This window comes from Pseudomonas sp. B21-056, from assembly GCF_026016325.1.
In the GTDB taxonomy this organism is placed as follows: domain Bacteria; phylum Pseudomonadota; class Gammaproteobacteria; order Pseudomonadales; family Pseudomonadaceae; genus Aquipseudomonas.
In genome coordinates this window covers 4,310,843-4,334,979 of record NZ_CP087203.1, presented here as the reverse complement: position 1 = coordinate 4,334,979, position 24,137 = coordinate 4,310,843, and the positions used below count along the sequence as shown (strand labels likewise).

26 protein-coding genes are annotated in these 24,137 nt (G+C 59.7%); 9 read left to right on the top strand and 17 right to left on the bottom strand.

What is annotated here, in order from left to right; all coding sequences use genetic code 11:
* Positions 1–18: 18 nt before the first annotated feature.
* Positions 19–1,317: an MFS transporter gene (locus LOY67_RS18465; protein ID WP_265063860.1), complete on the bottom strand. Its 1,299-nt coding sequence runs from the start codon at positions 1,315–1,317 to the stop codon at positions 19–21.
* Between the two features lie 214 nt (positions 1,318–1,531).
* Between LOY67_RS18465 and LOY67_RS18460 the strand changes: the two genes are divergently transcribed.
* Both LOY67_RS18460 and sthA read left to right on the top strand, forming a co-directional pair.
* Complete coding sequence (locus tag LOY67_RS18460) at positions 1,532–2,521, top strand: FAD:protein FMN transferase (RefSeq protein ID WP_265067783.1); 990 nt, start codon at positions 1,532–1,534, stop codon at positions 2,519–2,521.
* A gap of 208 nt (positions 2,522–2,729) precedes the next feature.
* Complete coding sequence (gene sthA, locus LOY67_RS18455; RefSeq protein WP_041020652.1) at positions 2,730–4,124, top strand: Si-specific NAD(P)(+) transhydrogenase; 1,395 nt, start codon at positions 2,730–2,732, stop codon at positions 4,122–4,124.
* Positions 4,125–4,166: 42 nt separating this feature from the next.
* Here the strand turns inward: sthA and LOY67_RS18450 are convergent, their stop codons facing one another.
* Both LOY67_RS18450 and LOY67_RS18445 read right to left on the bottom strand, forming a co-directional pair.
* Positions 4,167–4,889: a glycerophosphodiester phosphodiesterase gene (locus LOY67_RS18450; RefSeq protein WP_265063859.1), complete on the bottom strand. Its 723-nt coding sequence runs from the start codon at positions 4,887–4,889 to the stop codon at positions 4,167–4,169.
* On the bottom strand, positions 4,886–5,482 hold the full coding sequence (locus tag LOY67_RS18445; protein WP_265063858.1) for a PilZ domain-containing protein: 597 nt from the start codon (positions 5,480–5,482) through the stop codon (positions 4,886–4,888). The genes LOY67_RS18450 and LOY67_RS18445 overlap by 4 nt, the downstream gene beginning before the upstream one ends.
* Before the next feature lie 94 nt (positions 5,483–5,576).
* Between LOY67_RS18445 and LOY67_RS18440 the strand changes: the two genes are divergently transcribed.
* From LOY67_RS18440 to LOY67_RS18430, 3 genes are all read left to right on the top strand, one after another.
* Positions 5,577–6,827 carry a lipoprotein-releasing ABC transporter permease subunit gene (locus LOY67_RS18440; protein WP_265063857.1) on the top strand — a complete coding sequence of 417 codons (1,251 nt, stop codon included), beginning with the start codon at positions 5,577–5,579 and terminating at the stop codon, positions 6,825–6,827.
* Positions 6,828–6,834: 7 nt separating this feature from the next.
* The gene (gene lolD / locus LOY67_RS18435) at positions 6,835–7,518 is read left to right on the top strand and encodes a lipoprotein-releasing ABC transporter ATP-binding protein LolD (protein ID WP_162843613.1); all 684 of its coding nucleotides are present in this window, start codon (positions 6,835–6,837) and stop codon (positions 7,516–7,518) included.
* Positions 7,519–7,581: 63 nt separating this feature from the next.
* The gene (locus LOY67_RS18430) at positions 7,582–8,826 is read left to right on the top strand and encodes a lipoprotein-releasing ABC transporter permease subunit (RefSeq protein ID WP_265063856.1); all 1,245 of its coding nucleotides are present in this window, start codon (positions 7,582–7,584) and stop codon (positions 8,824–8,826) included.
* 142 nt (positions 8,827–8,968) lie between these two features.
* Here the strand turns inward: LOY67_RS18430 and LOY67_RS18425 are convergent, their stop codons facing one another.
* Both LOY67_RS18425 and LOY67_RS18420 read right to left on the bottom strand, forming a co-directional pair.
* Entirely contained in the window at positions 8,969–10,321 is a 1,353-nt protein-coding gene (locus tag LOY67_RS18425) for a heavy metal sensor histidine kinase (RefSeq protein ID WP_265063855.1), read from the bottom strand.
* Positions 10,318–10,998 carry a heavy metal response regulator transcription factor gene (locus LOY67_RS18420; protein WP_265063854.1) on the bottom strand — a complete coding sequence of 227 codons (681 nt, stop codon included), beginning with the start codon at positions 10,996–10,998 and terminating at the stop codon, positions 10,318–10,320. The genes LOY67_RS18425 and LOY67_RS18420 overlap by 4 nt, the downstream gene beginning before the upstream one ends.
* Before the next feature lie 238 nt (positions 10,999–11,236).
* Here LOY67_RS18420 and queF point away from each other — a divergent pair, with 238 nt between their 5' ends.
* Positions 11,237–12,067 carry an NADPH-dependent 7-cyano-7-deazaguanine reductase QueF gene (queF, locus tag LOY67_RS18415; RefSeq protein WP_265063853.1) on the top strand — a complete coding sequence of 277 codons (831 nt, stop codon included), beginning with the start codon at positions 11,237–11,239 and terminating at the stop codon, positions 12,065–12,067.
* Between the two features lie 156 nt (positions 12,068–12,223).
* Here the strand turns inward: queF and LOY67_RS18410 are convergent, their stop codons facing one another.
* Together LOY67_RS18410 and LOY67_RS18405 are read right to left on the bottom strand one after the other, a co-directional pair.
* The gene (locus LOY67_RS18410) at positions 12,224–12,487 is read right to left on the bottom strand and encodes a DUF4404 family protein (protein ID WP_041021911.1); all 264 of its coding nucleotides are present in this window, start codon (positions 12,485–12,487) and stop codon (positions 12,224–12,226) included.
* 110 nt (positions 12,488–12,597) lie between these two features.
* Positions 12,598–13,218: an HAD family phosphatase gene (locus LOY67_RS18405; RefSeq protein WP_265063852.1), complete on the bottom strand. Its 621-nt coding sequence runs from the start codon at positions 13,216–13,218 to the stop codon at positions 12,598–12,600.
* A gap of 203 nt (positions 13,219–13,421) precedes the next feature.
* On the opposite strand from LOY67_RS18405, the gene LOY67_RS18400 reads away from it, so the two are divergent.
* From LOY67_RS18400 to rssC, 3 genes are all read left to right on the top strand, one after another.
* The gene (locus LOY67_RS18400) at positions 13,422–14,111 is read left to right on the top strand and encodes a VacJ family lipoprotein (RefSeq protein ID WP_265063851.1); all 690 of its coding nucleotides are present in this window, start codon (positions 13,422–13,424) and stop codon (positions 14,109–14,111) included.
* 344 nt (positions 14,112–14,455) lie between these two features.
* A complete protein-coding gene (gene rssB, locus LOY67_RS18395; protein ID WP_265063850.1) occupies positions 14,456–15,637 on the top strand; it encodes a two-component system response regulator RssB in 1,182 nt (393 codons plus the stop codon).
* Entirely contained in the window at positions 15,637–16,119 is a 483-nt protein-coding gene (gene rssC, locus LOY67_RS18390; RefSeq protein ID WP_041021915.1) for an anti-sigma factor antagonist RssC, read from the top strand. Before rssB ends, rssC begins: the two co-directional genes overlap by 1 nt.
* Positions 16,120–16,342: 223 nt before the next feature.
* Here rssC and tal read toward each other — a convergent pair whose 3' ends face one another.
* The 10 genes from tal to LOY67_RS18340 form a co-directional block, all read right to left on the bottom strand.
* The gene (gene tal / locus LOY67_RS18385) at positions 16,343–17,269 is read right to left on the bottom strand and encodes a transaldolase (protein ID WP_265063849.1); all 927 of its coding nucleotides are present in this window, start codon (positions 17,267–17,269) and stop codon (positions 16,343–16,345) included.
* A 178-nt stretch (positions 17,270–17,447) separates the two neighbouring features.
* Complete coding sequence (gene dusA, locus LOY67_RS18380; protein ID WP_265063848.1) at positions 17,448–18,434, bottom strand: tRNA dihydrouridine(20/20a) synthase DusA; 987 nt, start codon at positions 18,432–18,434, stop codon at positions 17,448–17,450.
* 97 nt (positions 18,435–18,531) lie between these two features.
* On the bottom strand, positions 18,532–18,816 hold the full coding sequence (locus LOY67_RS18375) for a type II toxin-antitoxin system RelE/ParE family toxin (RefSeq protein ID WP_265063847.1): 285 nt from the start codon (positions 18,814–18,816) through the stop codon (positions 18,532–18,534).
* On the bottom strand, positions 18,806–19,048 hold the full coding sequence (locus tag LOY67_RS18370; RefSeq protein WP_265063846.1) for a CopG family ribbon-helix-helix protein: 243 nt from the start codon (positions 19,046–19,048) through the stop codon (positions 18,806–18,808). Before LOY67_RS18370 ends, LOY67_RS18375 begins: the two co-directional genes overlap by 11 nt.
* Before the next feature lie 165 nt (positions 19,049–19,213).
* Positions 19,214–19,756: a hypothetical protein gene (locus LOY67_RS18365; RefSeq protein ID WP_265063845.1), complete on the bottom strand. Its 543-nt coding sequence runs from the start codon at positions 19,754–19,756 to the stop codon at positions 19,214–19,216.
* Between the two features lie 147 nt (positions 19,757–19,903).
* Positions 19,904–22,021, bottom strand: a complete 2,118-nt coding sequence (locus tag LOY67_RS18360) for a WG repeat-containing protein (protein ID WP_265063844.1) — start codon at positions 22,019–22,021, stop codon at positions 19,904–19,906.
* A 99-nt stretch (positions 22,022–22,120) separates the two neighbouring features.
* The gene (locus LOY67_RS18355; RefSeq protein WP_265063843.1) at positions 22,121–22,705 is read right to left on the bottom strand and encodes an SPFH domain-containing protein; all 585 of its coding nucleotides are present in this window, start codon (positions 22,703–22,705) and stop codon (positions 22,121–22,123) included.
* 53 nt (positions 22,706–22,758) lie between these two features.
* On the bottom strand, positions 22,759–23,304 hold the full coding sequence (locus LOY67_RS18350) for an SPFH domain-containing protein (RefSeq protein ID WP_265063842.1): 546 nt from the start codon (positions 23,302–23,304) through the stop codon (positions 22,759–22,761).
* On the bottom strand, positions 23,305–23,943 hold the full coding sequence (locus tag LOY67_RS18345; protein ID WP_265063841.1) for a putative adenosine monophosphate-protein transferase Fic: 639 nt from the start codon (positions 23,941–23,943) through the stop codon (positions 23,305–23,307).
* Positions 23,943–24,113, bottom strand: coding sequence for a YhfG family protein (locus LOY67_RS18340; RefSeq protein ID WP_265063840.1), 171 nt, complete (start codon positions 24,111–24,113; stop codon positions 23,943–23,945). The genes LOY67_RS18345 and LOY67_RS18340 overlap by 1 nt, the downstream gene beginning before the upstream one ends.
* Positions 24,114–24,137 lie beyond the last annotated feature (24 nt).

Sequence of the window (24,137 nt, the reverse complement as noted above, 5' to 3'; positions counted from 1 at the left end):
CTATGGGATAGAGGTCGATCAGGCGCCGCTAACTGCAGAAGCCTGCGCAGTCCGCAGCTCATGACGATTGCCTCTGAACAACACCAGGGTAGCAATCAGCCCTAACACCGCCGCACCACTGAGCCATATCCCTGGCGCGGCCTTGTTGCCCAGCACATGAATCAGGTAAGTACAGGCCGCCGGAGTAAACCCGCCGAAGGTTGCGGTCGCCAGGCTGTAGGCCAGGGAAAACCCGGTGGTACGCACTTCCACTGGCATGATTTCCGTCAAGGCCACCACCATCGCGCCGTTGTAGGATCCATACAGGAACGACAACCACAGTTCGACGATCAGCAAATGGCTGAAGCTGGGGTTCGCCACCAACCAGGACAGCGCCGGATAGGCCGTCAGGATTGCCAGGAGGGTCGCGGCGAGCAGCAGGGGTTTGCGTCCGACCTTGTCGGACAATGCTCCCATCACCGGCAGCCAGAAGAAATTCGACAGGCCGATGCACACCGTCACCAGCAAGGCATCCAGGTCCGACAGGTTCAACTCGGACTTACCGAACGTCGGTGTATAGGCAGTGATCAGGTAGAACGACACCGTGGTCATCACCACCAGCGCCATGCCGGCCAGGACGATGCCGAAGTTCTGACCGATGGAGCGGATGATTTCCGACAGGGTAGGGCGGTGCTTTCTTGCCTGGAACTCAGGCGTTTCCTCCAGGGAGCGACGGATCACGAAGATCGCCGGTACGATCATGCAACCGATCAGGAACGGCACACGCCAGCCCCACTCACCCATTTCCTGCGGGCTCAGCCAATGATTGAGGCCAACCCCCAGCAAACCGGCGAACACCACGGCGGCCTGCTGGCTGGCAGACTGCCAACTGACAAAGAAGCCCTTGCGTCCGGGTGTGGAGATTTCTGCCAGGTACACCGACACCCCACCGAGTTCGACCCCGGCGGAGAAGCCTTGCAGCAACCGGCCCAGCAGCACCAGCAGCGGTGCCATCACGCCCAGGGTGGCGTAGCCCGGTACACAGGCGATCAGCAGGGTGCCGGCGGCCATCATCGCCAGGGTAATGATCAGGCCTTTGCGGCGACCATGGCGGTCGATGTAGGCGCCGAGAAAGATCGCCCCCAGCGGGCGCATCAGGAACCCGGCGCCGAACGTGGCCAGGGACAGCATCAGCGAGGCGAAAGCACTGTCGGTGGGGAAGAACGTCTTGGCGATGGCCGTGGCGTAGAAGCCATAGACCATGAAGTCGAACATCTCCAGGAAGTTGCCGCTGACGACGCGAAAAATCGCCTTGCCGTTGCTCGTGTTGGAAGACATGTGTAGGTACTCACTCTGGTAAATCTTGTTGGAAACGCAGTACCTGTGGGAGCGAGCCTGCTCGCGATGGCGGTATATCAGCCAGCTTCAATGTGTCTGACACGCCGCCATCGCGAGCAGGCTCGCTCCCACAGGGGGTTGGGCTTTGTTCATAATGGCTGTCGCGGTTTTGAGGGGAGATGAAGATTTGTTAACTGGACGATGGGGAGTGCTTGTGGTCCTGGCGGGTGTTTTGTCCGGCTGCGACAACGGCGACACCCTGGAGCGTTTCGACGGCCCGACCATGGGCAGTCACTATTCCATTCAGTACGTCAGGCATTCGGCCTCTCCCGGTCCGAAAACGGTGCAGGCCGAAGTGGACACTATCCTCGTCGATGTGGATCGGCAGTTTTCCACCTACCGCAGCGACTCGGACATCGAGCGTTTCAACGCGCTGCCGGCCAACAGTTGCCAGGTCATGCCCGCTCCGGTGCTGGAATTGATTCGCGTGGGCGAGCAGTTGTCCTCGCAAAGCGATGGCGCCTTTGACCTGACGGTGGAGCCGCTGCTGAACCTGTGGGGCTTCGGTCCCCAGTCCCGGGAAGAAAAAGTGCCTAGCGTCGAGGCCCTGGCCCAGGTGCGACAGCGCGTCGGCCATGCCCACTTGCGCATCGAGGGTGATCGGCTATGCAAGGACGCTCCGGTGGAAGTCGATTTCAACAGTATTGCCGCAGGCTACGCCGTCGACCGGATCTCCGCCCGGCTCCAGGCCCTGGGCATCGACAGTTACCTGGCCGAAGCCACTGGTGAACTCAAGGCCGTTGGGCGCAAACCGGATGGCTCGGCGTGGCGTGTTGCCCTGGAAGAGCCACGGGATGACCGACAGGTGGCCGAGCGTGTCATCGAGGTCAACGGCTACGGGGTTTCAACATCCGGCGACTACCGCCGATACTTCGAGCAGGACGGCGCGCGTTATTCCCACACCTTCGACGCACGCACCGGTGCACCGGTCCTACACAACCTGGCGTCAGTCACGGTGATTCATCCTTCGGCGTTGATGGCCGATGGACTATCGACGCTGTTGCTGATTCTCGGGCCTGAACGGGGTTGGGACTATGCCAAAAAACATGACATTGGGGTATTTTTCGTGCTCCGGGACAATGATCGTTTCGTCACCCGTACCAACGATGCGTTTGAACGGATCAGCAGCGGGAAAACCCAATGATGACAGCTTGGTGAAAGGGTAGGTGTGGCGAAATAGCGCAGCAAAACTAGCCTCTGACGCGACCAAGGGGTAATGTGCGCGGCTTGACGTATCTATAGACGACGGTCGGGTGCCTGAACCGGCCCAAAATTGTTCCTTCATGCCGCAATCGGCGTGATTTAGCCGTCGGCGCCATACCGGGTGCCACGGCCTGTTCTGAGGAGTACGCATGGCTGTCTACAACTACGACGTGGTGGTACTGGGTTCCGGCCCGGCGGGAGAAGGCGCGGCAATGAACGCCGCCAAGGCAGGACGCAAGGTGGCGATGGTCGACAGCCGTCGCCAGGTCGGCGGCAACTGCACTCACTTGGGTACCATCCCGTCCAAGGCCTTGCGTCACTCGGTCCGGCAGATCATGCAGTTCAACACCAACCCGATGTTCCGGGCCATCGGCGAGCCGCGCTGGTTCTCCTTCCCCGACGTGCTCAAGAGCGCCGAGAAGGTGATCTCCAAGCAGGTGGCCTCGCGTACCGGCTACTACGCCCGCAATCGTGTCGACGTCTTCTTCGGCACCGGCAGCTTTGCCGACGAGCAGACCGTGGAAGTGGTCTGCGGCAATGGCGTAGTGGAAAAGCTGGTGGCCAAGCACATCATCATCGCCACCGGTTCGCGTCCTTATCGTCCTGCCGACATCGATTTCAACCACGCCCGTATCTACGATAGCGACACCATCCTCAGCCTGGGCCACACCCCGCGTAAGCTCATTGTCTACGGCGCCGGCGTGATCGGTTGCGAATATGCGTCGATCTTCAGCGGCCTGGGCGTGCTGGTGGAACTGGTGGACAACCGTGGCCAGTTGCTGAGCTTCCTGGACTCGGAAATCTCCCAGGCCCTGAGCTATCACTTCAGCAACAACAACATCACAGTGCGCCACAACGAAGATTACGACCGCGTCGAAGGCGTCGACAACGGCGTGATCCTGCACCTCAAGTCCGGCAAGAAGATCAAGGCCGACGCCTTGCTCTGGTGCAACGGCCGCACCGGCAACACCGATGCCCTGGGCCTGGAAAACATCGGCGTGAAGGTCAACAGCCGCGGCCAGATCGAAGTCGACGAGAACTACCGCACCTGTGTGCCGAACATCTATGGCGCCGGTGACGTGATTGGCTGGCCGAGCCTGGCCAGTGCCGCCCACGACCAGGGGCGTTCGGCCGCCGGCAGCATCGTCGACAACGGTAGCTGGCGCTTCGTCAACGATGTGCCGACCGGTATCTACACCATCCCGGAGATCAGCTCGATCGGCAAGAACGAACAGGAGCTGACCCAGGCCAAGGTGCCCTATGAAGTCGGCAAGGCCTTCTTCAAGAGCATGGCGCGGGCGCAGATCGCCGGTGAACCGCAAGGCATGCTGAAGATCCTGTTCCACCGCGAGACGCTGGAAGTGCTCGGCGTGCACTGCTTCGGTTACCAGGCTTCGGAGATCGTCCACATCGGCCAGGCGATCATGAACCAGCCGGGCGAGCTGAACACGCTGAAGTACTTCGTCAACACCACGTTCAACTACCCGACCATGGCCGAAGCCTATCGGGTAGCGGCCTATGACGGGCTCAACCGGCTTTTTTGAGCGGCTCCGGCCGGTGGCCTGAGCCGGCCGGGGAGACCGATTTCAGCAATTCTCGAGGGTGGCAGTGGCCAAACCGGGAAAGTCTGTAATCAGGCTGTCAGCGCCAAAGTCGGCGAGTCTGCGCATCAGTGCAGGCTCGTTGACGGTCCACACCGACACATGCAGCCCCTGACGCTGCGCCTTGATCAGGCGTTCGGGCGTGCACAAGGTCCAGTTCAACGCCAGAATCTCACAACCGTAGCTCTGGGCGACCTTCAGCGGGTCGAGCCAGGCGTACTCGGCTACCAGTCCGCGGGAGATGTCCGGGGTCAATTCCAGGGCGGCCTTGAGCACTTCCCGGGAGCTGGAGGTGATGGTGACTTTGTCCAGCAGGCCGAAGCGCTGGGCCATTTCGCGGATTCCCAGTACGGTGGCGGCCGCCCGGGTGCGTGAAGCGCTTTTGACTTCCAGTTGCCAATGCTCGAAGTCGCACTGTTCGAACAGTTCTTCCAGGCGCGGAATCGGGCAAGGCTTGATCCAGCCCGGGCCACCCTTGCGCGCATCGTAGGTCACCAGCTCGGCGGCGGAATGCTCCACCACCTTGCCCCGACGATCGGTCGTGCGCTTGAGGGTCGGGTCGTGGATCACCATCAACTCGCCGTCCATGGACAGGTGCAGGTCCAGTTCGCAACGGCGTACACCGTGCTTGAGACATTCCTGAAAACCGGTCAGGGTGTTTTCCGGTGCTTCGCCCTTGGCGCCGCGGTGGCCATAAATGAGGGTCACGGTTCTTCCTTATTGATACCTGATTCGTTCAGTTCCCGCGCCAGGCGACGTTCTTGCGCCTGTTTCTGCAGGATGTAGCGCGCCAGCAACTGGCGCTGGGCGTCGGTCGGGCGCTCGAACTCGGTGCCCACGTCGTAGCCGCCACCCTTGCGGTCGCAGTGGGTGACCCGCGCCCGCAGCAACAGCCCCAGGGCCTGGGGCATGAGCACCAGTTTGATCGACAGGTGCGTGCCGATGGCAATCGGGGTGGGGTACTGGAAGTCGATGCCGCCTTCGGAAATGATCACTGGTTGTGGTTCGCCGATTTCACCGAGCACGGTCAGGGCGACGATCTGGCTGAGCAGGTCGATACGCTTGTTCATGACCTTGAGATAGGCCGCGATGCTGCGTTCGCGCTCGCTGATCTGGCGCAGCAGGTGCTGTGACTCGAACTCGCTCAGGTGCAGTTCGCTGAGCAGATTGAACAATGGAGAAGGATCCTGCAACACTTCCTGGCCAGCAGCTTCAGGAATGGAGAGGGGCCGAATTTCCAGTGCGATCGTGTCCTCGATACGGTAGTATTCGCGGCGATCTTCTTCATCTAATGTCGACATGGCGAACCCATGGTAGCGGCGGTGGTCTGAGTGTAAAGCTGGTTTGAGACCCCCGCCACAAGGACGTTCCTTTTCCCTCCGAACAAGCCCCGACATGTTCAGACCTCTCTTCGTATTCATCGGCACGCGTTATACCCGTGCAAAACGTCGCAATCATTTCGTATCGTTCATTTCCCTGACATCCATCATCGGGCTGGCCCTTGGCGTGGTCGTGATGATTGTCGTGTTGTCGGTGATGAACGGCTTCGACCATGAAATGCGCACTCGCGTGCTGGGCATGGTGCCCCACGCCACCGTCGAATCCGGCGAAGCCATCAGCGACTGGCCGAGCCTGGCCGCCAAGGTCAAGCAGAACCCGCAGGTGCTGGCCGTTGCGCCCTTCACCCAGATGCAGGGGCTGCTGACCAACGACGGCAAGGTGTCCAAGGTCCTGCTCAACGGCATCGACCCCGGGCTCGAGCGGAAGGTGTCGATCATCGACAATTTCATGCAGCAGGGCCGGCTCGACGACCTGGCGCCGGGCAGCTTCGGCATCGTGATTGGCGACAAGGCCGCGACCAAGCTGGGCGTGACCATCGGCGACAAGCTGACCTTCGTCGCGCCGGAAGTCACCGTGACCCCGGGCGGCGTGTTCCCGCGCATGAAACGCTTTACCGTGGTCGGCATTTTCCATGTCGGCGCCGGGGAGCTGGACGGTTACCTGGGTGTTACCAACCTCCAGGACCTGGCGCGCCTGCATCGCTGGAAGCCGGATCAGGTCCAGGGCCTGCGGTTGAAGTTCGACGATCTGTTCCAGGCGCCGCGTGTCGCGTGGACCATCGCCCAGCAGCTTGGCGAAGACCGCTACTACGCCCGGGACTGGACCCGCACCCACGGCAACCTGTACCAGGCGATCCGCATGGAAAAAGCCATGATCGGCCTGCTGTTGCTGCTGATCGTCGCCGTCGCCGCGTTCAACATCATTTCCACGCTGGTGATGGTGGTGAATGACAAGAAGGGGGATATCGCCATTCTGCGGACCCTGGGCGCCACGCCGGGGCAGATCATGCGCATCTTCATGGTCCAGGGCACCGTCATCGGTGTGATCGGTACGCTGGTCGGCGCCCTGGTCGGGATGTTCGCCGCGCTGAACGTCAGCGCCGCGATTGCCGCCCTGGAAGGCCTGATCGGGCACAAATTTCTCAACGCCGACGTGTATTTCATCGACTACCTGCCGTCGCAATTGCAGGCCGATGACGTGTTGATGGTCTGTGGCGCCGCGTTGATCCTGAGTTTCCTCGCCACCCTGTATCCAGCCTGGCGTGCCGCGCGCACCCAGCCTGCGGAGGCGTTACGTTATGAGTGAGTCGGGCATGAGTGAAAAAGCGATTTTGAGCTGCCGCAACCTGGGCAAATCCTACGAGGAAGGCCCGGAGTCGGTGGTGGTGTTGTCGGGCCTGCAACTGGAGCTGCATCCCGGTGAGCGCGTGGCGATTGTCGGTACCTCCGGCTCGGGCAAAAGTACCTTGCTCAACCTGCTGGGTGGTCTCGATACGCCGACCGCCGGCAGTGTCTGGCTGGCCGGGGAAGAACTCTCGGCGCTGAACGAGAAGGGCCGTGGCCTGTTGCGCAACCGCTCCCTGGGCTTCGTCTATCAGTTCCACCATTTGCTGCCCGAGTTCACCGCCCTGGAAAACGTCTGCATGCCGCTGTTGATCGGCCGCACCGCGATTCCAGAGGCCCGCCAGCGTGCGACCGCGTTGCTGGAGCGGGTAGGGCTGGGTCATCGCCTGGAGCACAAGCCGGCCGAACTGTCCGGCGGCGAACGCCAGCGCGTGGCGATTGCCCGGGCCCTGGTCAACAAGCCAGGCCTGGTGATGCTCGACGAGCCGACCGGCAACCTCGACTCCCACACCGCCCAGGGCATCCAGGACCTGATGCTGGAACTCAGCACCTCGATGCGCACCGCGTTCCTGGTGGTGACCCACGACATGAACCTGGCCCGGCAGATGGATCGCGTCCTGCATTTGCAGGAAGGTTGCCTGACGCCCATCTGACCGCCCGCAACCCGGCGCCTGCAACCCGCGCCGGGTCTTCAATTTTTCTACGGTGCTCCGCGAATGTTCAGACCGTTATCGATCTTCATCGGCACGCGCTATACCCGCGCAAAGCGCCGCAATCGCTTTGTTTCGTTCATCTCCATGACCTCGATGATCGGCCTCGCCCTGGGTGTGCTGGCGATGATCGTGGTGCTGTCGGTGATGAACGGCTTCCAGCGCGAAATGAGCTCGCGCATCCTCGGCATGGTGCCCCATGCCACCATCGTCGGGGTCAATCCGATCGACGATTGGCAGCCGGTGGCCGCCGCCGCGCTGAAAAATCCCGAGGTGATCGCCGCCGTGCCGTTCACCGAGATGGAAGGCATGCTGAGTTACAAGGGCTCGATGCAGCCGATCCAGATCAGCGGCGTCGACCCCGCCCAGGAAGGCAAGGTGTCCATCGTCGCCCAACACATCGTCCAGGGCCGTCTCGATGCCTTGAAACCGGGTGAGTTTGGTGTGGTGATCGGTGAAATCACCGCCCGGCGCTTCCGCCTGAACGTTGGCGACAAGTTGACCCTGATCGTGCCGGAAGTCAGCACCGCGCCGGGCGGCATCACGCCGCGGATGCAACGACTGAACGTGGTCGGCGTGTTCAAGGTCGGCGCCGAGCTGGATGGCTCCATGGCCCTGATCCACCTGGCCGATGCCGCGCAGATGCAGCACTGGCAGCCGAACCAGGTGCAGAGCGTGCGCCTGGCGGTGAAGGACCTGTACGCCGCACCGAAGGTCTCCGGTGATATCGCCACGGGCCTGGGTACGGACTACAAGGCCGACGACTGGACCCACACTCAGGGCAGCCTGTTCAGTGCCATGAAAATGGAAAAGACCATGATCGGCCTGTTGTTGCTGATGATCGTCGCGGTGGCGGCGTTCAACATCATCGCCACGCTGATCATGGTGGTGAACGACAAGGGCGCGGACATCGCGATCCTGCGTACCATCGGTGCCACGCCGCGGCAGATCATGGCGATCTTCATGGTTCAGGGCACGGTGATCGGGATCGTCGGCACGGTGATCGGTGGCGTGCTGGGGGTGATTGCGGCGCTGAATGTCAGTGAGCTGGTGGGCTGGCTGGAGCGGGTCACCGGCCAGCACATTTTCAGTTCGGATGTGTACTTCGTCAGTAACCTGCCGTCGGAGCTTCAGCGCGGCGACGTGGTGCTGATCTGTTCCGCAGGTTTCATCCTGAGCTTCCTCGCCACCGTCTACCCGGCCTGGCGCGCGGCGAAGATCGAGCCGGCGCAGGCGTTGCGGTATTCCTAAAGCCCCGTGCGGTCCCCTGTGGCGAGGGGATTTATCCCCGCTGGGCTTTTGTAGGAGCTGCCGAGTGCAACGAGGCTGCGATCTTTCCGTTGGCGCTTGAGTCTCAAGCGAAAGATCGAAAGATCGCAGGCTTCGCCAGCTCCTACAAAGTCTTCGGCAACTCAATCACGAACCGCGTCCAGCCCTCGGCTGACTCACACCGGATTTCCCCGCCATGGGCGCGGATGATCGAGCGGGTGATCGCCAGGCCCAGGCCGGCATGTTCGCTGCTGCCTTCCCGGCGGGCCGGGTCGGCGCGGTAGAAACGGTCGAACAGGCGCGGCAGCAAGTCCGCCGGGATGCCTTTGCCGCTGTTCTCCACGCTCACACTCAACACCTGGGTCGTCTCGACCATTCGCACCTGCACTTCACCTCCGATGGGGGTGAAGCGCAGGGCATTGTCCAGCAGATTGGACAGGGCCCGGCGCAACATGCCGCGATCCCCTTCGATGTGACCGTTGCCCTCGCGGCTCAAGCGAACCCGGGCGTCTTCGGCCAGTGGCGCGAAAAACTCCAGCAGCACATCCACTTCTTGCGCCAACTCCAGCGGTTCGCGGCTGGGCGTCAGCAAGCCGTGGTCGGCCTTGGCCAGGTAGAGCATGTCGTTGACCAGTTGCGCCATCCATTGCAATTCTTCGAGGTTGCTGTGCAGTGTCTCGCGGTAATCCTCCAGTGAGCGCTCGCGGGTGAGGGTGACCTGGGTGTGGGTCAGCAGGTTCGACAGCGGCGTGCGCAGTTCATGGGCGATGTCGGCGGAGAACGCCGAGAGTCGTTGAAAAGCGTCATCGAGGCGTCCGAGCATGGCGTTGATGCTGTGGGCCAATTCCGCCAACTCGGCAGGCATGCGATCTTCGGGCAGGCGGGCGTTGAGTGAGCGCGCAGAAACCCCGCCAGCGATGACTCCCATGTGCCGTAACGGTTGCAAGCCACGCCGAGCGACCCAGGCGCCGAGCAGGGCGGTTGCCAGGGCGGACAGGCCGACGGTCAGCCAGATCAGGCGCTGCATGCGTTGCAGGAAATGCTGGTGGTGGGTGATGTCCAGCAGCAGCGTCAATTGCGGTGAGGCCGGGCGGTCGGGGTACAGCGCTGCGTTCAGTACGCGGTAATCGGTATCGGCGTCGCTGAGGGTGGAAAGGCCGGGGCTTTCGGGCAGTCGGGCTGGAATCCGGATCGAGCTGTCGTACCAGCGCACGCCGTCGCTGCCTTTGATGCGCAGGGCCAGGTCGGCCTGTCGGCTCAGTTCATCTTCCAGGCGGTGCTGGGTCTGTTCGGCGTCGAGATCCTGAAGGGCGCGGCGCAGGCCGATCAGCTTGCCTTCCAGCAATTGCTGGTCCAGCTCGATGAAGTGGGCCTCGCTGGCGCGGCTGAACAATACCCCGGCAAACAACGACACCACGGCGGTGCAGGCGGCGAACAGCAGTGCCAGGCGGCTGCTCAGCGACCATCGGTCCCTCACAGGCTGCGCTCTTCCAGCACATAGCCCATGCCCCGTACGGTGTGGATGAGCTTGTTGGGGAAGTCATCGTCGATCTTGAGCCGCAGCCGCCGGATCGCCACTTCGATGACGTTGGTATCACTGTCGAAGTTCATGTCCCAGACCTGGGAGGCGATCAAGGATTTGGGCAGTACCTCGCCCTGGCGGCGCAAAAGCATTTCCAGCAAGGCGAACTCCTTGGCGGTAAGGTCGATGCGCCGGCCGCTGCGTTCGACACGACGGCGGATCAGGTCCAGGCGCAGGTCAGCCAGTTGCAGGCTGGTTTCCTGGGGTGTCGAACCGCCTCGGCGCAACAGGCTGCGGACCCGTGCCAGTAATTCGGAAAAGGCGAAGGGCTTGACCAGATAATCGTCGGCACCCAGTTCCAGGCCGTGTACCCGATCCTGTACCGCGTCCCGCGCCGTCAGGAACAGCACAGGGGTGTCCAGCCCGGCCCCGCGAACCGCTTGCAGAATCTGCCAGCCGTCGCGGCCGGGCAGCATCACGTCGAGGATCAGCAAGGCGTACTCACCGTTCAGGGCCAGTTGCTGGCCGCTGATACCGTCGGTCACCAGGTCGGCGTTGAACCCGGCTTCGCCCAGGCCCTGGCGCAGGTATTGGCCGGTTTTGGTTTGGTCTTCGACGATCAGCAGTTTCATGGGCAGCTCAGAGTATGTCTCAACGTGAAGTTATACCGCGGCTGGCACGGTTGCGGCGCAAGCTGACAAAGTTGTAATCGAGCCGTCAGCCGGCAGCCACACAGGGGGTAGGTTTTGTGCTAGCTGAATCTTATCCGGTTGGCCGGGATGAAGGGTGAACTGACCGTCAGACAGTAAGCACTCAAAGGCTTGGGCAAAGGCTGATAGAATCCGCTGATTCTTCAGTCAGGTTTCCGTCATGCATCCCGCAGCCGAACACTCGCCGCTGGGCAAATCCAGCGAATACATCGCCACGTACACGCCATCACTGCTGTTCCCGATCCCACGCACGGCGAAATGGGCGGAGCTGGGCCTGACGGCCGAGACTCTGCCGTACAAGGGTGTGGATTTCTGGAACTGTTTCGAGCTGTCGTGGCTGTTGCCGTCCGGCAAGCCGGTGGTGGCGATCGGTGAGTTCGCGATCCCGGCGGATTCGCCGAACATCATTGAATCCAAGTCGTTCAAGCTGTACCTCAACTCCTTGAACCAGACCCCGTTCGCTGATACCGCGAGCCTGGAAGCGACCCTGCGCCAGGACCTCTCGGCGGCCGCGGAAAAACCGGTGCAGGTGCGGGTTCGCAGCCTCAAGGACGTGGAAAGTGAAGGCATCGTGGCGCTGCCCGGCGTCTGCATCGACGACCTGGATATCAGCGTCGATTCCTACGCGCACCCCCGTCCGGAGCTGTTGCAATGCGATGATTCGCGCATCGTCGAAGAAAGCCTGCACAGTCACTTGCTCAAATCCAACTGTCCGGTGACCAGTCAGCCGGATTGGGGCAGCGTTGTCGTGGAGTACCGCGGCGCGGCGCTGGACCCTGCCAGCCTGCTGGCCTACATCGTCAGCTTCCGCCAGCATTCGGACTTTCATGAGCAATGTGTGGAGCGCATCTTTCTCGACCTGCAGCGTTTGCTCAAGCCGGAGAAATTGACGGTGTATGCGCGGTACGTGCGGCGGGGCGGCCTGGACATCAACCCGTATCGCAGCACCGAAAGCGTGCAACTGCCGAACCAGCGCCTGGTCCGTCAGTAAATACCCTGTTCGGGCAATCCTGTGGGAGCGGCTGCTGAATGTGCGTCCACCACAATCTCTGTGGGAGCGAGCCTGCTCGCGATGGGGCCAGTAGGTCCAACATCGCTGTGACTGGGCGCTCACAAAGGACCTGTATTCGCCGTGTATTCGCCGGGGTCAGATCCCCATGTTGCCCAGCGTCAGCATGATGTTGCGCAACGTCCCGGCAACGGCGGGGTGGCTGACTTCGAAGCGTTCCACGGCCAGGTTCACGCCATCCACCAGGTTGGTGTCCTGGAGGGTGTTCTCCAGCTGGATTTCGGCTTCGATCTGAGCCATCAGTTGTTGCAGGTTTTCGCGCTCCGGCTCGGACAGGGGCGGGTTCTGGTCCAATTGCTCGCGCAGGGCATTGAGTTGTTCTTGCAGTTCGAGGCGCGCCATTGGCATAACTCCCATAATTGATAAGCACAGCCATGGACCGCGCCAGTGCGTCAAAAGTCCATGGCATGCCCTAAGAGTAATCCACCCTCACGTTCCCTGCATGATCCCGGTCAGGGCTTCTCGCCCTTGAGCCGACGCAGGCTGATGTCTGCCAGGCAGGTGTCCAGTTCGCCCAGGTGATCGATGACCGAATGCACCCCCAGGCTGAACAACTGCACAGTGGCTTTGGCGCGTTTGATTTCCCGCTGCTGTTGGCTCAGGGCCTGCCATTCGCCGGGCGTCAGGCCGCACAGCGAGCCGCAGGAGGCCAGTCCAATGGTCCATAAGCCGGCATTGAGCCCCGATTGCAGCAAGCGGGGTTCGCCGCTGACCAGTACGCATCCGTCCAATTGCTGGACGTTCAGCGCCATCAATGCCTGCCAGCAGGCGTGAGGGGCCGGCCAAGGATTATTTGTTGCAGGAAGTTGCGGCGATTTGATCCACGCCGGTAACGATGCCGCCAGACCATGACTGACGGCAGGCGGCAACTCATCGAGCCAGGCGCAGGGAATTTCTTGGAGTTGCAGGTGCCGCAGGCTTTCGAGGGCGCCGGGTGTCGGTTGCGCGTGCTCGGCCGGCGTTGACCCGGGTTGGCGAATGCGCGCCCCGAAATCCACCAGGCATCCGCTAAGGCCAAACAGCACGGCGGTGAGGCTGGGAGCGGGGAGGGGCAAGGCTTCGGCGCGGGGCATTGGGGTCATCCTTGAAATAGGCCGAGCCTAACGTGCGTCGATGACAGTCCAGTGACAGCGAAATGAAAGGGCCGGGTCGTGGAAGCGTCCTACAAACAGCTTCTTTTTCCATGCTGCCTATCGACGCGTTCCACCTTATACTACTCGCCATCTACCGCCTGGGCTCGGCGCCCTTGCCTGAATAAACCAAGGAGTTTTCCCCTATGCGCTGGAGCCATCGCCTAGCTCAGCTATTTCTTTCCGCCAGTGTGCTGCTGGTGCCGTTCGCCGCTCAGGCCGCTACGGAAGAAGATCCATGGGAAAGCATCAACCGTCCGATCTTTACCTTCAACGACACCCTTGATACCTATGCGCTCAAGCCGCTGGCCCAGGGGTATCAATACGTGACGCCGCAGTTCCTTGAGGACGGCATCCATAACATGTTCCGCAACATCGGCGACGTGGGCAACCTGGCCAACGACCTGTTGCAGGCCAAGCCGGCTGCCGCTGGGGTCGATACGGCCCGATTGATCTTCAACACCACCTTCGGCCTCCTGGGCTTCTTCGACGTAGGCACCAAGATGGGCCTGCAGCGTAGCGATGAAGATTTCGGCCAGACCCTCGGCTACTGGGGCGTGGGCAGCGGCCCTTACGTGATGCTGCCGTTGCTGGGGCCAAGCACGTTGCGCGATGCGCCGGCCAAGTTCGTCGACAACTACACCACGCCGTACCCCTACATCGACAATGTGTCGGTGCGTAACTCGATCTTCGGCCTTAACGTCGTCGACACCCGCGCCAGCCTGTTGTCGGCCGAGAAACTGGTGAGCGGCGACAAGTACGTGTTCATCCGCAATGCCTACCTGCAGAACCGCGAGTTCAAGGTCAAGGATGGCCAGGTCGAAGACGATTTCTGATTCGACCCGGAGACAACCGGAAGGCGGCCCTGATGGCCGCCTTCCTTGCTTTTGCGCCATGTCTGGCGGGTTTTATCCTTCCATTGAGTTACGCTTCGCTCGGTTCTTATAACTCTCTGTGCTTTGACAAATAAAGACGGCAAGCGGCTATCTGCCTGAGCTTGAAACGCCCCGCGGATGGGAGTACCGTCTGCGCCTTAGAAGGGCACCTCTGATGTAATCGTGTGTAGGGCAAAGGCCTGAAGCCGGTACGACAGAGAGGCTAGAAAGCGAATCCAGTAGTGCGTGCGAGGCCTGACGGCCCAGCCGGCTACGCCAACCTAATTCTGGCGCCGTTTGCCCACATGCCAAAAACCAGTGCCACGCTGCTGATAATCGATGATGACGAAGTGGTGCGAGCCAGTCTCGCAGCCTACTTGGAAGACAGTGGTTTCAGCGTCCTGCAGGCCAGCAACGGCCAACAGGGTCTTCAGGTATTCGAGCAAGACAAGCCCGACCTGGTCATCTGCGACCTGCGCATGCCGCAGATGGGCGGACTTGAGCTCATTCGCCAGGTTACCGAGATTTCGTCGCAGACCCCGGTCATCGTGGTGTCGGGCGCGGGTGTGATGAACGATGCGGTCGAGGCATTGCGCCTGGGCGCGGCGGATTACCTGATCAAGCCCCTCGAAGACCTGGCGGTACTCGAGCACTCGGTGCGCCGGGCCCTGGACCGTTCGCGCCTGTTGGTAGAGAACCAGCGCTATCGCGAAAAGCTGGAAACCGCCAACCGCGAGCTGGAAGCCAGCCTCAACCTGTTGCAGGAAGACCAGAACGCCGGGCGCCAGGTGCAGATGAACATGCTGCCGGTCAGTCCCTGGGCCGTCGACGATTTCCGTTTTGCCCACCAGATCATCCCGTCGTTGTACCTGTCGGGGGATTTCGTGGACTATTTCCGCGTCGATGAGCGACGAGTGGCGTTCTACCTGGCGGATGTTTCCGGCCATGGCGCTTCGTCGGCTTTCGTCACGGTGTTGCTGAAGTTCATGACCACGCGCCTGCTGTTCGAGTCCAAGCGCAACGGCACGCTGCCGGAATTCAAGCCTTCGGAGGTCCTTGGGCATATCAACCGGGGCCTGATCAGTTGTAAGCTGGGTAAACACGTCACCATGGTCGGTGGGGTCATCGACGAGGAGACTGGCTTGTTGACCTATAGCATCGGCGGTCACCTGCCGTTGCCTGTGCTGTATACGCCAGACAGTGTTCGGTATCTGGAAGGGCGTGGTTTGCCGGTGGGCCTGTTCAACGAGGCGACCTACGAAGACCACGTGCTGGAATTGCCATCGGTATTCAGTTTGACGCTGATGTCTGATGGCATTCTGGATCTTTTGACAGAGCCTACACTCAAAGAGAAAGAAGCGGCCTTGCCTGAACGGGTGAGTGCAGCGGGCGGCAGCCTGGAAGGCTTGCGCCAAGTGTTTGGATTAGCCACGCTAGGGGAGATGCCGGATGATATCGCCCTGTTAGTGTTGAGCAGGAACCTTTGATGAGTACTGGTAGAATCCAGTTCGCCGAGCAGGACGGCACATTTGTCCTGAAGTTTGTCGGTGAAGTGCGCTTGACCCTGTGTTCGGCGCTGGATGCGACTATTGAGCGGATCTTCACTGCGCTGAACTTCAGCGCCATCGTGATCGACCTGACCGAAACCCGCAGCATCGACAGCACCACCCTTGGCCTGCTGGCCAAATTGTCGATCCTGTCGCGGCAGAAGGTCGGCCTGCTGCCCACTGTCGTCACCACCCATAACGACATTACCCGTCTGCTGCAATCGATGGGGTTCGACCAGGTGTTCAACATCGTGGGCGACCCGGTGCCGTGCCCTGAGTGCCTGGACGACCTGCCTGACCAGGACCAGTCCGAGGAAGAGGTGCGGATCAAGGTGCTCGAAGCCCACAAGATTCTCATGGGGCTGAACGAATCCAATCGTGAAGCGTTCCATGACCTGGTGAACGCGCTGGAGCGGCCCTGATTCCGGGGATGACCTGGTGGGTCCTATCGCGAGCAGGCTCGCTCCCACAGGGATCGGGTTGTACTCAGCTCCTGTGGTCGACGCAAAACCTGTGGGAGCGAGCCTGCTCGCGATGGCGTTTACTCAGTCACTAATCTCTTAGCAAAGCCTAGTCATTCCCCAGCGCATAAAAAGGGGGCGAACCCAGCAAGGTTCGCCCCCTTTTGCATGCCTGTGAATCAGATCACAGCTTGGCTTGCAGCAACGCCTCCAGCTTCTCCTGGTCCCGGGCAAACTGACGAATGCCTTCAGCCAGTTTCTCGGTGGCCATGGCGTCCTCGTTGGACAACCAGCGGAATTGCGCTTCATTGAGGCCCAGGCGCGCTTCACCGGTTTGCCCCGGTGCCAGTTTGCGTTCCAGCTTGCCTTCGTCGGCAGCCAGTTTCTCCAGCAATTCCGGGCTGACCGTCAAGCGGTCGCAGCCGGCCAGTTGCTCGATCTGATTGAGATTCCGGAAGCTGGCGCCCATGACCACGGTCTTGTAGTCATTGGCCTTGTAGTAGTTGTAGATGCGCGTCACCGACTGGACGCCTGGATCATCGGCACCGGTGTAGTCGTTGCCATTGGCTTTCTTGTACCAGTCGTAGATACGACCCACGAACGGTGAAATCAGGAACACCCCGGCGTCGGCACAGGCTGCGGCCTGGGCGAAGGAGAACAGCAGGGTCAGGTTGCACTGGATGCCTTCACGCTCCAGCTGCTCGGCGGCGCGGATGCCTTCCCAGGTCGAAGCGATCTTGATCAGTACACGATCACGGCCAATACCAGCCTTGTCGTACAGCTCGACCAGGCGATGGGCACGCTTCAACATGGCATCGGTGTCGAACGACAGGCGCGCGTCCACTTCGGTGGAAATGCGCCCCGGAATCACCTTCAGGATTTCTCGTCCGACCGCCACACCGAAACGGTCGCTGGCCAGGCCTACATCTCCCTTGCAGTCCGCCACGCAAGCGTTCAACAGTTCGGCATAGCCGTGAATCGCCGAGGCCTTCAGCAGCAGGGAAGGGTTGGTGGTGGCATCTACCGGTTTGACGCGGGCAATGGCTTCGAAGTCGCCAGTATCGGCCACGACGGTCGTGAATTGTTTGAGTTGTTCCAGCTTGGAAGTCATGAGCGTGCTCTGTCCTATGGGTCTGTTGACATTACCCGAGGGCCGGCGGCCACTCAAGGGCGTGTGCGGGGATCGATGGCCCCGGTGGCAACAACCTGAAAACGGCTGTTTGAAAGGGCGGGGCAGGTATCGGTAGATACGATGCCAAAACCGCGCGCAGGTTCAACGGGAATGACCGTCAGCGCCCTTCCAGCAACCCCGCCGCCTGATCCAGCAGCGCCAACGGATCCTTGCTCTTGTGGATATCCACCGACAACAATTGCCGAAACCGCCGCGCTCCTGGAAAGCCGGTGCCCAGGCCCAGCACGTGACGGGTGATGTGGTGCATCGCCCCGCCGGCGGCCAGATGATTGGCGATATAGGGCCGCAACTGCGCCAGCGCCTCGGCCCGGCTGATGACCGGCGCGGTGCTGCCGAACAGTTGTTGATCCACCTCGGCCAGCAGATAGGGGTTATGGTACGCCTCGCGCCCCAGCATCACACCGTCGAAGGTCCGCAGATGCTCATGGCACGCCTCGAGCGTCTTGATCCCGCCGTTGAGCACGATTTCCAGCTCCGGAAAATCCGCCTTCAACCGCGCTGCCACGTCGTACCGCAAGGGCGGGATGTCGCGATTCTCCTTCGGCGACAACCCTTCCAGGATCGCGATCCGCGCATGCACGGTAAAACTCGTGCAACCGGCCTCGCGCACCGTGCCAACGAACTCACACAACTGCTCGTAGCTGTCCCGCCCGTTGATCCCGATCCGATGCTTGACCGTCACCGGGATCGACACCGCATCACGCATCGCCTTCACACAATCGGCCACCAACCCCGGATGCCCCATCAGACACGCGCCGATCATGTTGTTCTGCACCCGATCGCTGGGGCAGCCTACATTGAGGTTGACCTCGTCGTAGCCATGCTCCTGGGCCATCTTCGCGCACGCGGCCAGATCCGCCGGGACGCTACCGCCCAATTGAAGCGCCAGGGGATGTTCGGTTTCGTGGTGACGCAGGAAGCGTTCGTGGTCGCCGTTGAGCAGGGCGCCGGTAGTGACCATCTCGGTGTATAGGAGGGCGCTTTTGGAGAGGATGCGCAGGAAGTAGCGGCAGTGGGCGTCAGTCCAATCCATCATCGGGGCGACGGAGAAACGGCGAGACAACGAAGCTGGGGCTATGGACATTGGGAAATCTGGATCTGCGAGACGGAAGTGGCAGTTTATCAGGGATAAGAGACTGCTGTCGGGAGGGGATGTCGTCAGATTGTGGTCCAACTTTCACTCACCACCTGGAGCGCGGGTGCTGTCGTGTGTGAAATACGCCCAGAACCTGAAGACTGTCTCCGCGTACCCGGTAGGGGATTAGATAGGACCAGTTGGGTACGGCCCATTCGCGTGTATTTTTGACCCTGCCTTCGCGGTCCATGCTGGGAAACTCGGCCAATTTGTCGACGCTGGCGAAAATAGCATCGAAAAAATCGTCGGCGGCTTTGGGGTTCTCAAGGGCGATATAGCTAGCTTCGTCTTCCAGGTTTCTAAGCGCTTTTTCCAACCACTCAATCCGCATTCCGACTCCAACGTCGGGCGCGCATTGCTGCCACCTGTTCTTGGCTTGCAAATTTACCCTGGTCAGCTTCTTTGACTGCCAACTCGATTTGCGCAATCAGCGTTTTCTCATGCTCGATGTAATCGCGCAGAACGTCCATGGCCAGATAGCTTGCACTCTGACCGTTCGTCTTGGCCAGATCGGCGAGCGAGTTCGATAGGTCTTCTGGCAGGTTCAGGGATATTCCGGTCATGGCGGCCTCAAGATGTTTGCTTGACGGGCATCTTACATCCTCATACGTCAGGGTGAATGAGCAGGTCGTCGCGATATGTTTCTCAACGTAAAACACGTCATGCTGGCTCGGATCTCGTTCTGGCCGCGAGGTGCAGAATGTCATCTGAGTCGTGCCAGAGCTGTATTATTTCTTAAGCTGATAATCCTGCCCCCAAACCCGTACAGAACTGACCGCCTCATTCTGCCCCTCAAAAACAAACTTCTGCCGCACAGCCGCCTTGGGCGGAACGGTCACTTCATCCGGATTTTCCATCCCCGTGAGGCTGTTGGCGTAACCTGCCTGGTCAATGGCCAGCAGGACGCCCGTCTGCCTGAGGTTGATCAGGCGCAGTTGCTTGTCGGTACTGTTCTTGAAACCGAGGGTAACGGTCAGATGGTCATCGCTGGGTTCCAGTTTCAGGACCTCTACGCCGATCCGGTCTTTCAGTTGCTCGCCGGAGGAAATGATCGCAGCGCCATCGGTGCCCTGGGCTGATTCACGGCCATCCAGTACGCCTTCGCTTACGCCCCCCAACAGGTTCTTGCCTGCCGTGATGAACGACGAGACGGCCGCCTTGGTCGAGTCCTTGATGAGGCTGCCATCGGTTGGTTCGGCTTCGGCTAAGCACAGGGAGCTGGCCAGGAGGCTGGAGACGAAAAAGAGGGAGCGTGACGGCAAGAGAGTCATACATGAGTCCTTGAGTAAGTCTGCAACGCCGCCCATCGGAGGAGAGCGGCTTGCCATGTTTTCGAGTTTATCGCTGACCTGTCCGCGAGGCGAATAAATGCATCGACGGGATTTGCGTGTGTTGTGTGTGTTCGGGCAAGTCAGTCCTCATTCTTCTTTATCCACACGATTGCCGTCGGCGTCATAGACCAGGGACTCGTCAGGGTTGCTCGGATCCGTCACATAGTAGCGGGCTTCATTGCTGTTATCGGTGACTTTCAGGCTGGTGTAGGAACCGAGTTTCTTGACCAGTTTGTTGTTCTGGCTGATCAACACCAATCCACTGTCACCTTCCTGAACGGCAGCTGCGTAGCGGGTCTGGAACGAATTGATGCTGTTGTATTCCAGGGGGATCTGCAGGGTTCCCTTCAAGTCGATAGCTCCGTAGCTGCTATCGCGCCCGACCACCGCCATACCGTTTGAAAACGGTTCCACCTCGTCATAAGGTAATTTGATGGGCAGCAACGCCCCCTGGCGGTTGATAAAGGCAAACTTCCTGGTTCTGGCGTCTTGCACCAACAACGGCTGCTCGCCAACAAAGCGACCTATCACGTTGTAGCCCTGGAGGTTGATCCGTTTGCCTTCCAGGTCGAAAACGTCCTGACGGCCTTGATCGGCTGAGTTTGTATAGAGGTAATCGCCGCTTTGCTGAATATCGGAGAACTGCGGTGGCAGCACTTCCTTGCCGGCGAGGGTATAGGCACCGTACTGGCCCTCCGTGGCATAGGTTTTCGTGCCGAGACGGGCAATGAACAGGTTGCCGCTGACAGTGGGGTTGACGAACTTCATCGGCAATATGAAACGGTGATTCCTGGCGTCGTAGAGCCCGTAGGGTCCGTTGGTTTCACGCTCCACCAGCAGCAGGCCATTGTCCATGGTCTGCGTAATAAGTTCGAACGGCAGGTTGATGAGTTTGTTGCTGCCAGCAGGGAAGTAAGCTGTCTGGTCCACTCCTTCCAGCGTGAGCAACGAATAGATATCCGCAACCCCGCTCTCCTGTACCTGTAGCCAGCGTGGTTTGATCAACCATTGCCCGCCCTGATCGATGAAGCCATAGCGTTCGGACTTCCGGTCAAGGGCGATGTAACGCACTTGCTCCGCAAGAACGTTCTGAACCTGAGTAAAAACGGCAACATTGTCTTGCATCGGTTCAAGCACATGAATGACGATGCGTTGCGGGGTCGCTTCGAAGCGGTAATCGGCCTCGGTGTTCTTCAGCGGTCCCGCCTGGGTGGAAAGCGCTTCGGTTAGATGCTCCAGCCGCTGTTGCACCGCCTGGCTGGTCTTGAACTGGTCGAGATCAGCCTTGGTTTGCCGCAGAGCTTTGTAATAGTCACGCAACGCGTCGATATCGCTCTGCGAAGGGAAGGACCGCGTGTTGTTGCCGTTGCTGTAAAGCGCCTTGCCGTTATCCGTCAAACCCTGCACCACGAAGGTTGTAGTCTTGGGCGTACTTAGCCGCAGTGAGGCACTTGAATCACCTAGGGCGGTAAGTTGGAAGTGTTGGCCGTCGTCCAGGGTAACCTGCGGATGGTCTTTGTCCAGAACCACTTTCTTGAACGCCGGATAACTGCGATAAGCGATCTTCAGATCGAGGCTGGCCAAGGGTTTGTTGAGGGGCAGCGTTATGTAATCATCAGACAGAACGATGTCGTCCGAGTCTGCTTTGGGTTGCACCTTGATGTCGGCGAAAAGTTTCTCGCTGCCATCCCGAAAACGCAGGCGCTCCGGACGGTACTGAATGGCTGCGTGCTCATCCGGCGTGGCTGCGCGCTTCCAGAGTGGATCAAGGCTGCTGGTATCAAGCCTTATTTCGGAACCGTCGGCAAACAACCGTTGAACAAAACGCAGGTCCTGGATCGACGCCAGTGCAGTTTTCAATTGTGCACTGGTGAACGGCACAAACAGCTCTTCGTATTGCAGTTCCTGCTCGCCGGCGGGCTGGGTTCCCTCGATGGTCAGGCTGATTTCCGACTGAGTCACCAGCTCTAAAGCTTCAAGGGTTTCACTGGTGTCATGGATCAAGTAATTCAGGCGCTTTTCAGCGTCGGGCAGCGCCAGCGTACCTATGTCCTCTATGCCTCCTCCATTCATGTCCTCGGCGGCGAAGCTTTCGCTTGGCAACATACTACTTTGGCGAAACAAGTAGTAGGACGCACAGCCCACCACTAACAAGGTCACACTCAGTAGCGACAGCAATCTCAAGCGAGGCTGGGTAAAGTTCATCATGGCTTCGGCAGTTAAAAGGCGAGAAAGTGCGGGCAGCTAACCACACGGTATGGCATGTTGCCAATAGCCTGACGATTGCCAGTCATTTCAGACGGCTCAAGGCGCCGCCACTGCCGTAGCGGCGGCTTCGTTGGAAGAGGCAGATCGATCCAGATCCGCTAGCACGAGCTTTTCAAAATTCACGCTATCGATGACCACCAACGCGCCGGCGGCTTCTTTAATTGCGGCAGAGGCATCCTTTATGAATCTGTCGGGGTGTTCGAACATTTGGATGCCTTTATAGCGCGACATGACCAAGCCGATCTGGCTGGAAACCCGTGGCTTTATAAACGCCAGCTCCACCGATTGAATGTCGTTGTATTGGGTGTAGATGTCCGCAATCCTGTCCGGCGCTACATGCCAGGCGACGGATACGTCAGTTCTGAATTCATGAAGGTCTGCGGTGTAGTTATGGACGTCTGCAATACTCAAGATGCTATTTTGACTTGGGATTCGGAGCACCTTGTCAATGACGGGCAGTCGCCAGCCCAATCCGGGGCCTGCAACCGAATTGATCTTGCCGTTGCGCAGGACCAGGCCGAGCTCTCTTTCGCTGATGGTGTAAAAAGAGAGGCTTGCCAGCACACAAGCTGCGATGGTTGCTGCTAATCCTGAGCCTATAAGGCAAACGTTGCGACGCATGGTCATGTCTCTAGAAATTTATAGTGCAAGTCCGTTTGAAACCGGGGTGATCGCTATTCGATATGGATGCTTTTCATGTGCACATTTCCGATATCGATGCTCTCAATAAGGATGGGGCCATCAACCGCGGCTCTGACTGCGGATGAAAAGCCGCGGACGAACGCCTCCCGGTTTTTCAAAGCCTGCTCTGTCGTGTAATGAGAGACGGCTAGCCTGGCTTGCTCCGTTATTTTGGGGATAAGCAAGATATTTTCGATCGCTTCGAGGGTGGCGTATTCCTTATACATTTTCTGAACCTCGTTCGGCGCGACTCGCCAAACGATGGAAACTTCCAGGTCCATCACATCCAGGTCTTCAGTCCTTGCCTGAAAAACGGGCCAGTAGACCAGGTTGTTTTGCATCGAAACGGTTTTTACTTGATCCACGAAGGGGATTTTCCAACCGAGGCCAGGTGGTGCCACAGTCAGGAACTTGCCGTTGCGCAGGACCACGCCGCGATCCTGTTCATTGACAGAGTAAAAAGTCTCGGCGCAGATGAAATATACAGCCAGTGCCCCCAGGGTCAAAATGACCCAATACTTGATACAGCGATAGGTCATTTATTGTTTTCCATTCTGCGTCGGAATGCTGATGAGTTGATGTGGGGGGATTTCATCGCCGATGCACTTCTCGAACACCTGCTCCATTGGCCCGAGCGTGCAGTTGTAGGCGGCGATATTAGCGACGATCCACTCCTCTTTTTCAATGCCCCACCAACTGATTTCAAACCCGGCATTCATGATGAGGTGCTCGAAGAGGATGCGCTGGGCACGGCCATTGCCTTCGCGGAAGGGGTGGACGACGTTGATATCGGAATAGGCATCGGCAACGGCAATGATCAGTTCCGCCCGGCTCATGCCTTCGAACCATCTGGCCGTCGCCATGCTCTTGAAGATCTTGCCAGCCTCCTTCTCCATGAACTGTGGCTGGCAGAAGCGTGTGTCCTGCTTGGCCATCCCAACGGTCCGCAGTTCCCCGGCCCACTCATACAAGTCCGAAAACAGCAGCCGGTGAATGTTCTGAAGGTAAACCAGGTTGTAAGGGGGAGGGTTGAATTCGACGTTGTCCGCAGCGATGGCCGAGAGCTGTTGTTCGGCTTCGCTTAACGTGGGTTCGTCACGGATGTCGAGTTTGTTGCGAAGGACTGTGGAGCCGGCATAGCAATAGGCGTCTTCGCCGACTCCATACTTGTCTGGCATCAGGCCCGGGTCTTGGTGAAGGTCTTCAAGACTTCTTCACGCGTCGGCATTTTGCATTCGCCATCGGTAAAGGTCACTTTGAAGCCTTCCAGGCGCAGACTGGCCGCATAGTTGGATCGACGCGTCCTGGCCGCGTAGGCCTTTTTAGTTTCAAGGCTGATAGTGCCCATGGGGCTGGACCTCAAATCGCGTGG

Excerpts from the sequence above, each read along its gene's own strand:
- dusA (WP_265063848.1), bottom strand. The coding sequence starts at position 18,434 with ATGTCCATAGCCCCAGCTTCGTTGTCTCGCCGTTTCTCCGTCGCCCCG.
- LOY67_RS18360 (WP_265063844.1), bottom strand. The coding sequence starts at position 22,021 with ATGAACTTTACCCAGCCTCGCTTGAGATTGCTGTCGCTACTGAGTGTG.
- LOY67_RS18370 (WP_265063846.1), bottom strand. The coding sequence starts at position 19,048 with ATGACCGGAATATCCCTGAACCTGCCAGAAGACCTATCGAACTCGCTC.
- LOY67_RS18440 (WP_265063857.1), top strand. The coding sequence starts at position 5,577 with ATGTTCAGACCTCTCTTCGTATTCATCGGCACGCGTTATACCCGTGCA.
- LOY67_RS18400 (WP_265063851.1), top strand. The coding sequence starts at position 13,422 with ATGCGCTGGAGCCATCGCCTAGCTCAGCTATTTCTTTCCGCCAGTGTG.
- queF (WP_265063853.1), top strand. The coding sequence starts at position 11,237 with ATGCATCCCGCAGCCGAACACTCGCCGCTGGGCAAATCCAGCGAATAC.
- sthA (WP_041020652.1), top strand. The coding sequence starts at position 2,730 with ATGGCTGTCTACAACTACGACGTGGTGGTACTGGGTTCCGGCCCGGCG.
- LOY67_RS18375 (WP_265063847.1), bottom strand. The coding sequence starts at position 18,816 with ATGCGGATTGAGTGGTTGGAAAAAGCGCTTAGAAACCTGGAAGACGAA.
- rssC (WP_041021915.1), top strand. The coding sequence starts at position 15,637 with ATGAGTACTGGTAGAATCCAGTTCGCCGAGCAGGACGGCACATTTGTC.
- LOY67_RS18430 (WP_265063856.1), top strand. The coding sequence starts at position 7,582 with ATGTTCAGACCGTTATCGATCTTCATCGGCACGCGCTATACCCGCGCA.
- LOY67_RS18345 (WP_265063841.1), bottom strand. The coding sequence starts at position 23,943 with ATGCCAGACAAGTATGGAGTCGGCGAAGACGCCTATTGCTATGCCGGC.
- LOY67_RS18405 (WP_265063852.1), bottom strand. The coding sequence starts at position 13,218 with ATGCCCCGCGCCGAAGCCTTGCCCCTCCCCGCTCCCAGCCTCACCGCC.
- LOY67_RS18410 (WP_041021911.1), bottom strand. The coding sequence starts at position 12,487 with ATGGCGCGCCTCGAACTGCAAGAACAACTCAATGCCCTGCGCGAGCAA.
- LOY67_RS18355 (WP_265063843.1), bottom strand. The coding sequence starts at position 22,705 with ATGCGTCGCAACGTTTGCCTTATAGGCTCAGGATTAGCAGCAACCATC.
- LOY67_RS18420 (WP_265063854.1), bottom strand. The coding sequence starts at position 10,998 with ATGAAACTGCTGATCGTCGAAGACCAAACCAAAACCGGCCAATACCTG.
- lolD (WP_162843613.1), top strand. The coding sequence starts at position 6,835 with ATGAGTGAAAAAGCGATTTTGAGCTGCCGCAACCTGGGCAAATCCTAC.
- LOY67_RS18365 (WP_265063845.1), bottom strand. The coding sequence starts at position 19,756 with ATGACTCTCTTGCCGTCACGCTCCCTCTTTTTCGTCTCCAGCCTCCTG.
- rssB (WP_265063850.1), top strand. The coding sequence starts at position 14,456 with ATGCCAAAAACCAGTGCCACGCTGCTGATAATCGATGATGACGAAGTG.
- LOY67_RS18465 (WP_265063860.1), bottom strand. The coding sequence starts at position 1,317 with ATGTCTTCCAACACGAGCAACGGCAAGGCGATTTTTCGCGTCGTCAGC.
- LOY67_RS18350 (WP_265063842.1), bottom strand. The coding sequence starts at position 23,304 with ATGACCTATCGCTGTATCAAGTATTGGGTCATTTTGACCCTGGGGGCA.
- tal (WP_265063849.1), bottom strand. The coding sequence starts at position 17,269 with ATGACTTCCAAGCTGGAACAACTCAAACAATTCACGACCGTCGTGGCC.
- LOY67_RS18340 (WP_265063840.1), bottom strand. The coding sequence starts at position 24,113 with ATGGGCACTATCAGCCTTGAAACTAAAAAGGCCTACGCGGCCAGGACG.
- LOY67_RS18445 (WP_265063858.1), bottom strand. The coding sequence starts at position 5,482 with ATGTCGACATTAGATGAAGAAGATCGCCGCGAATACTACCGTATCGAG.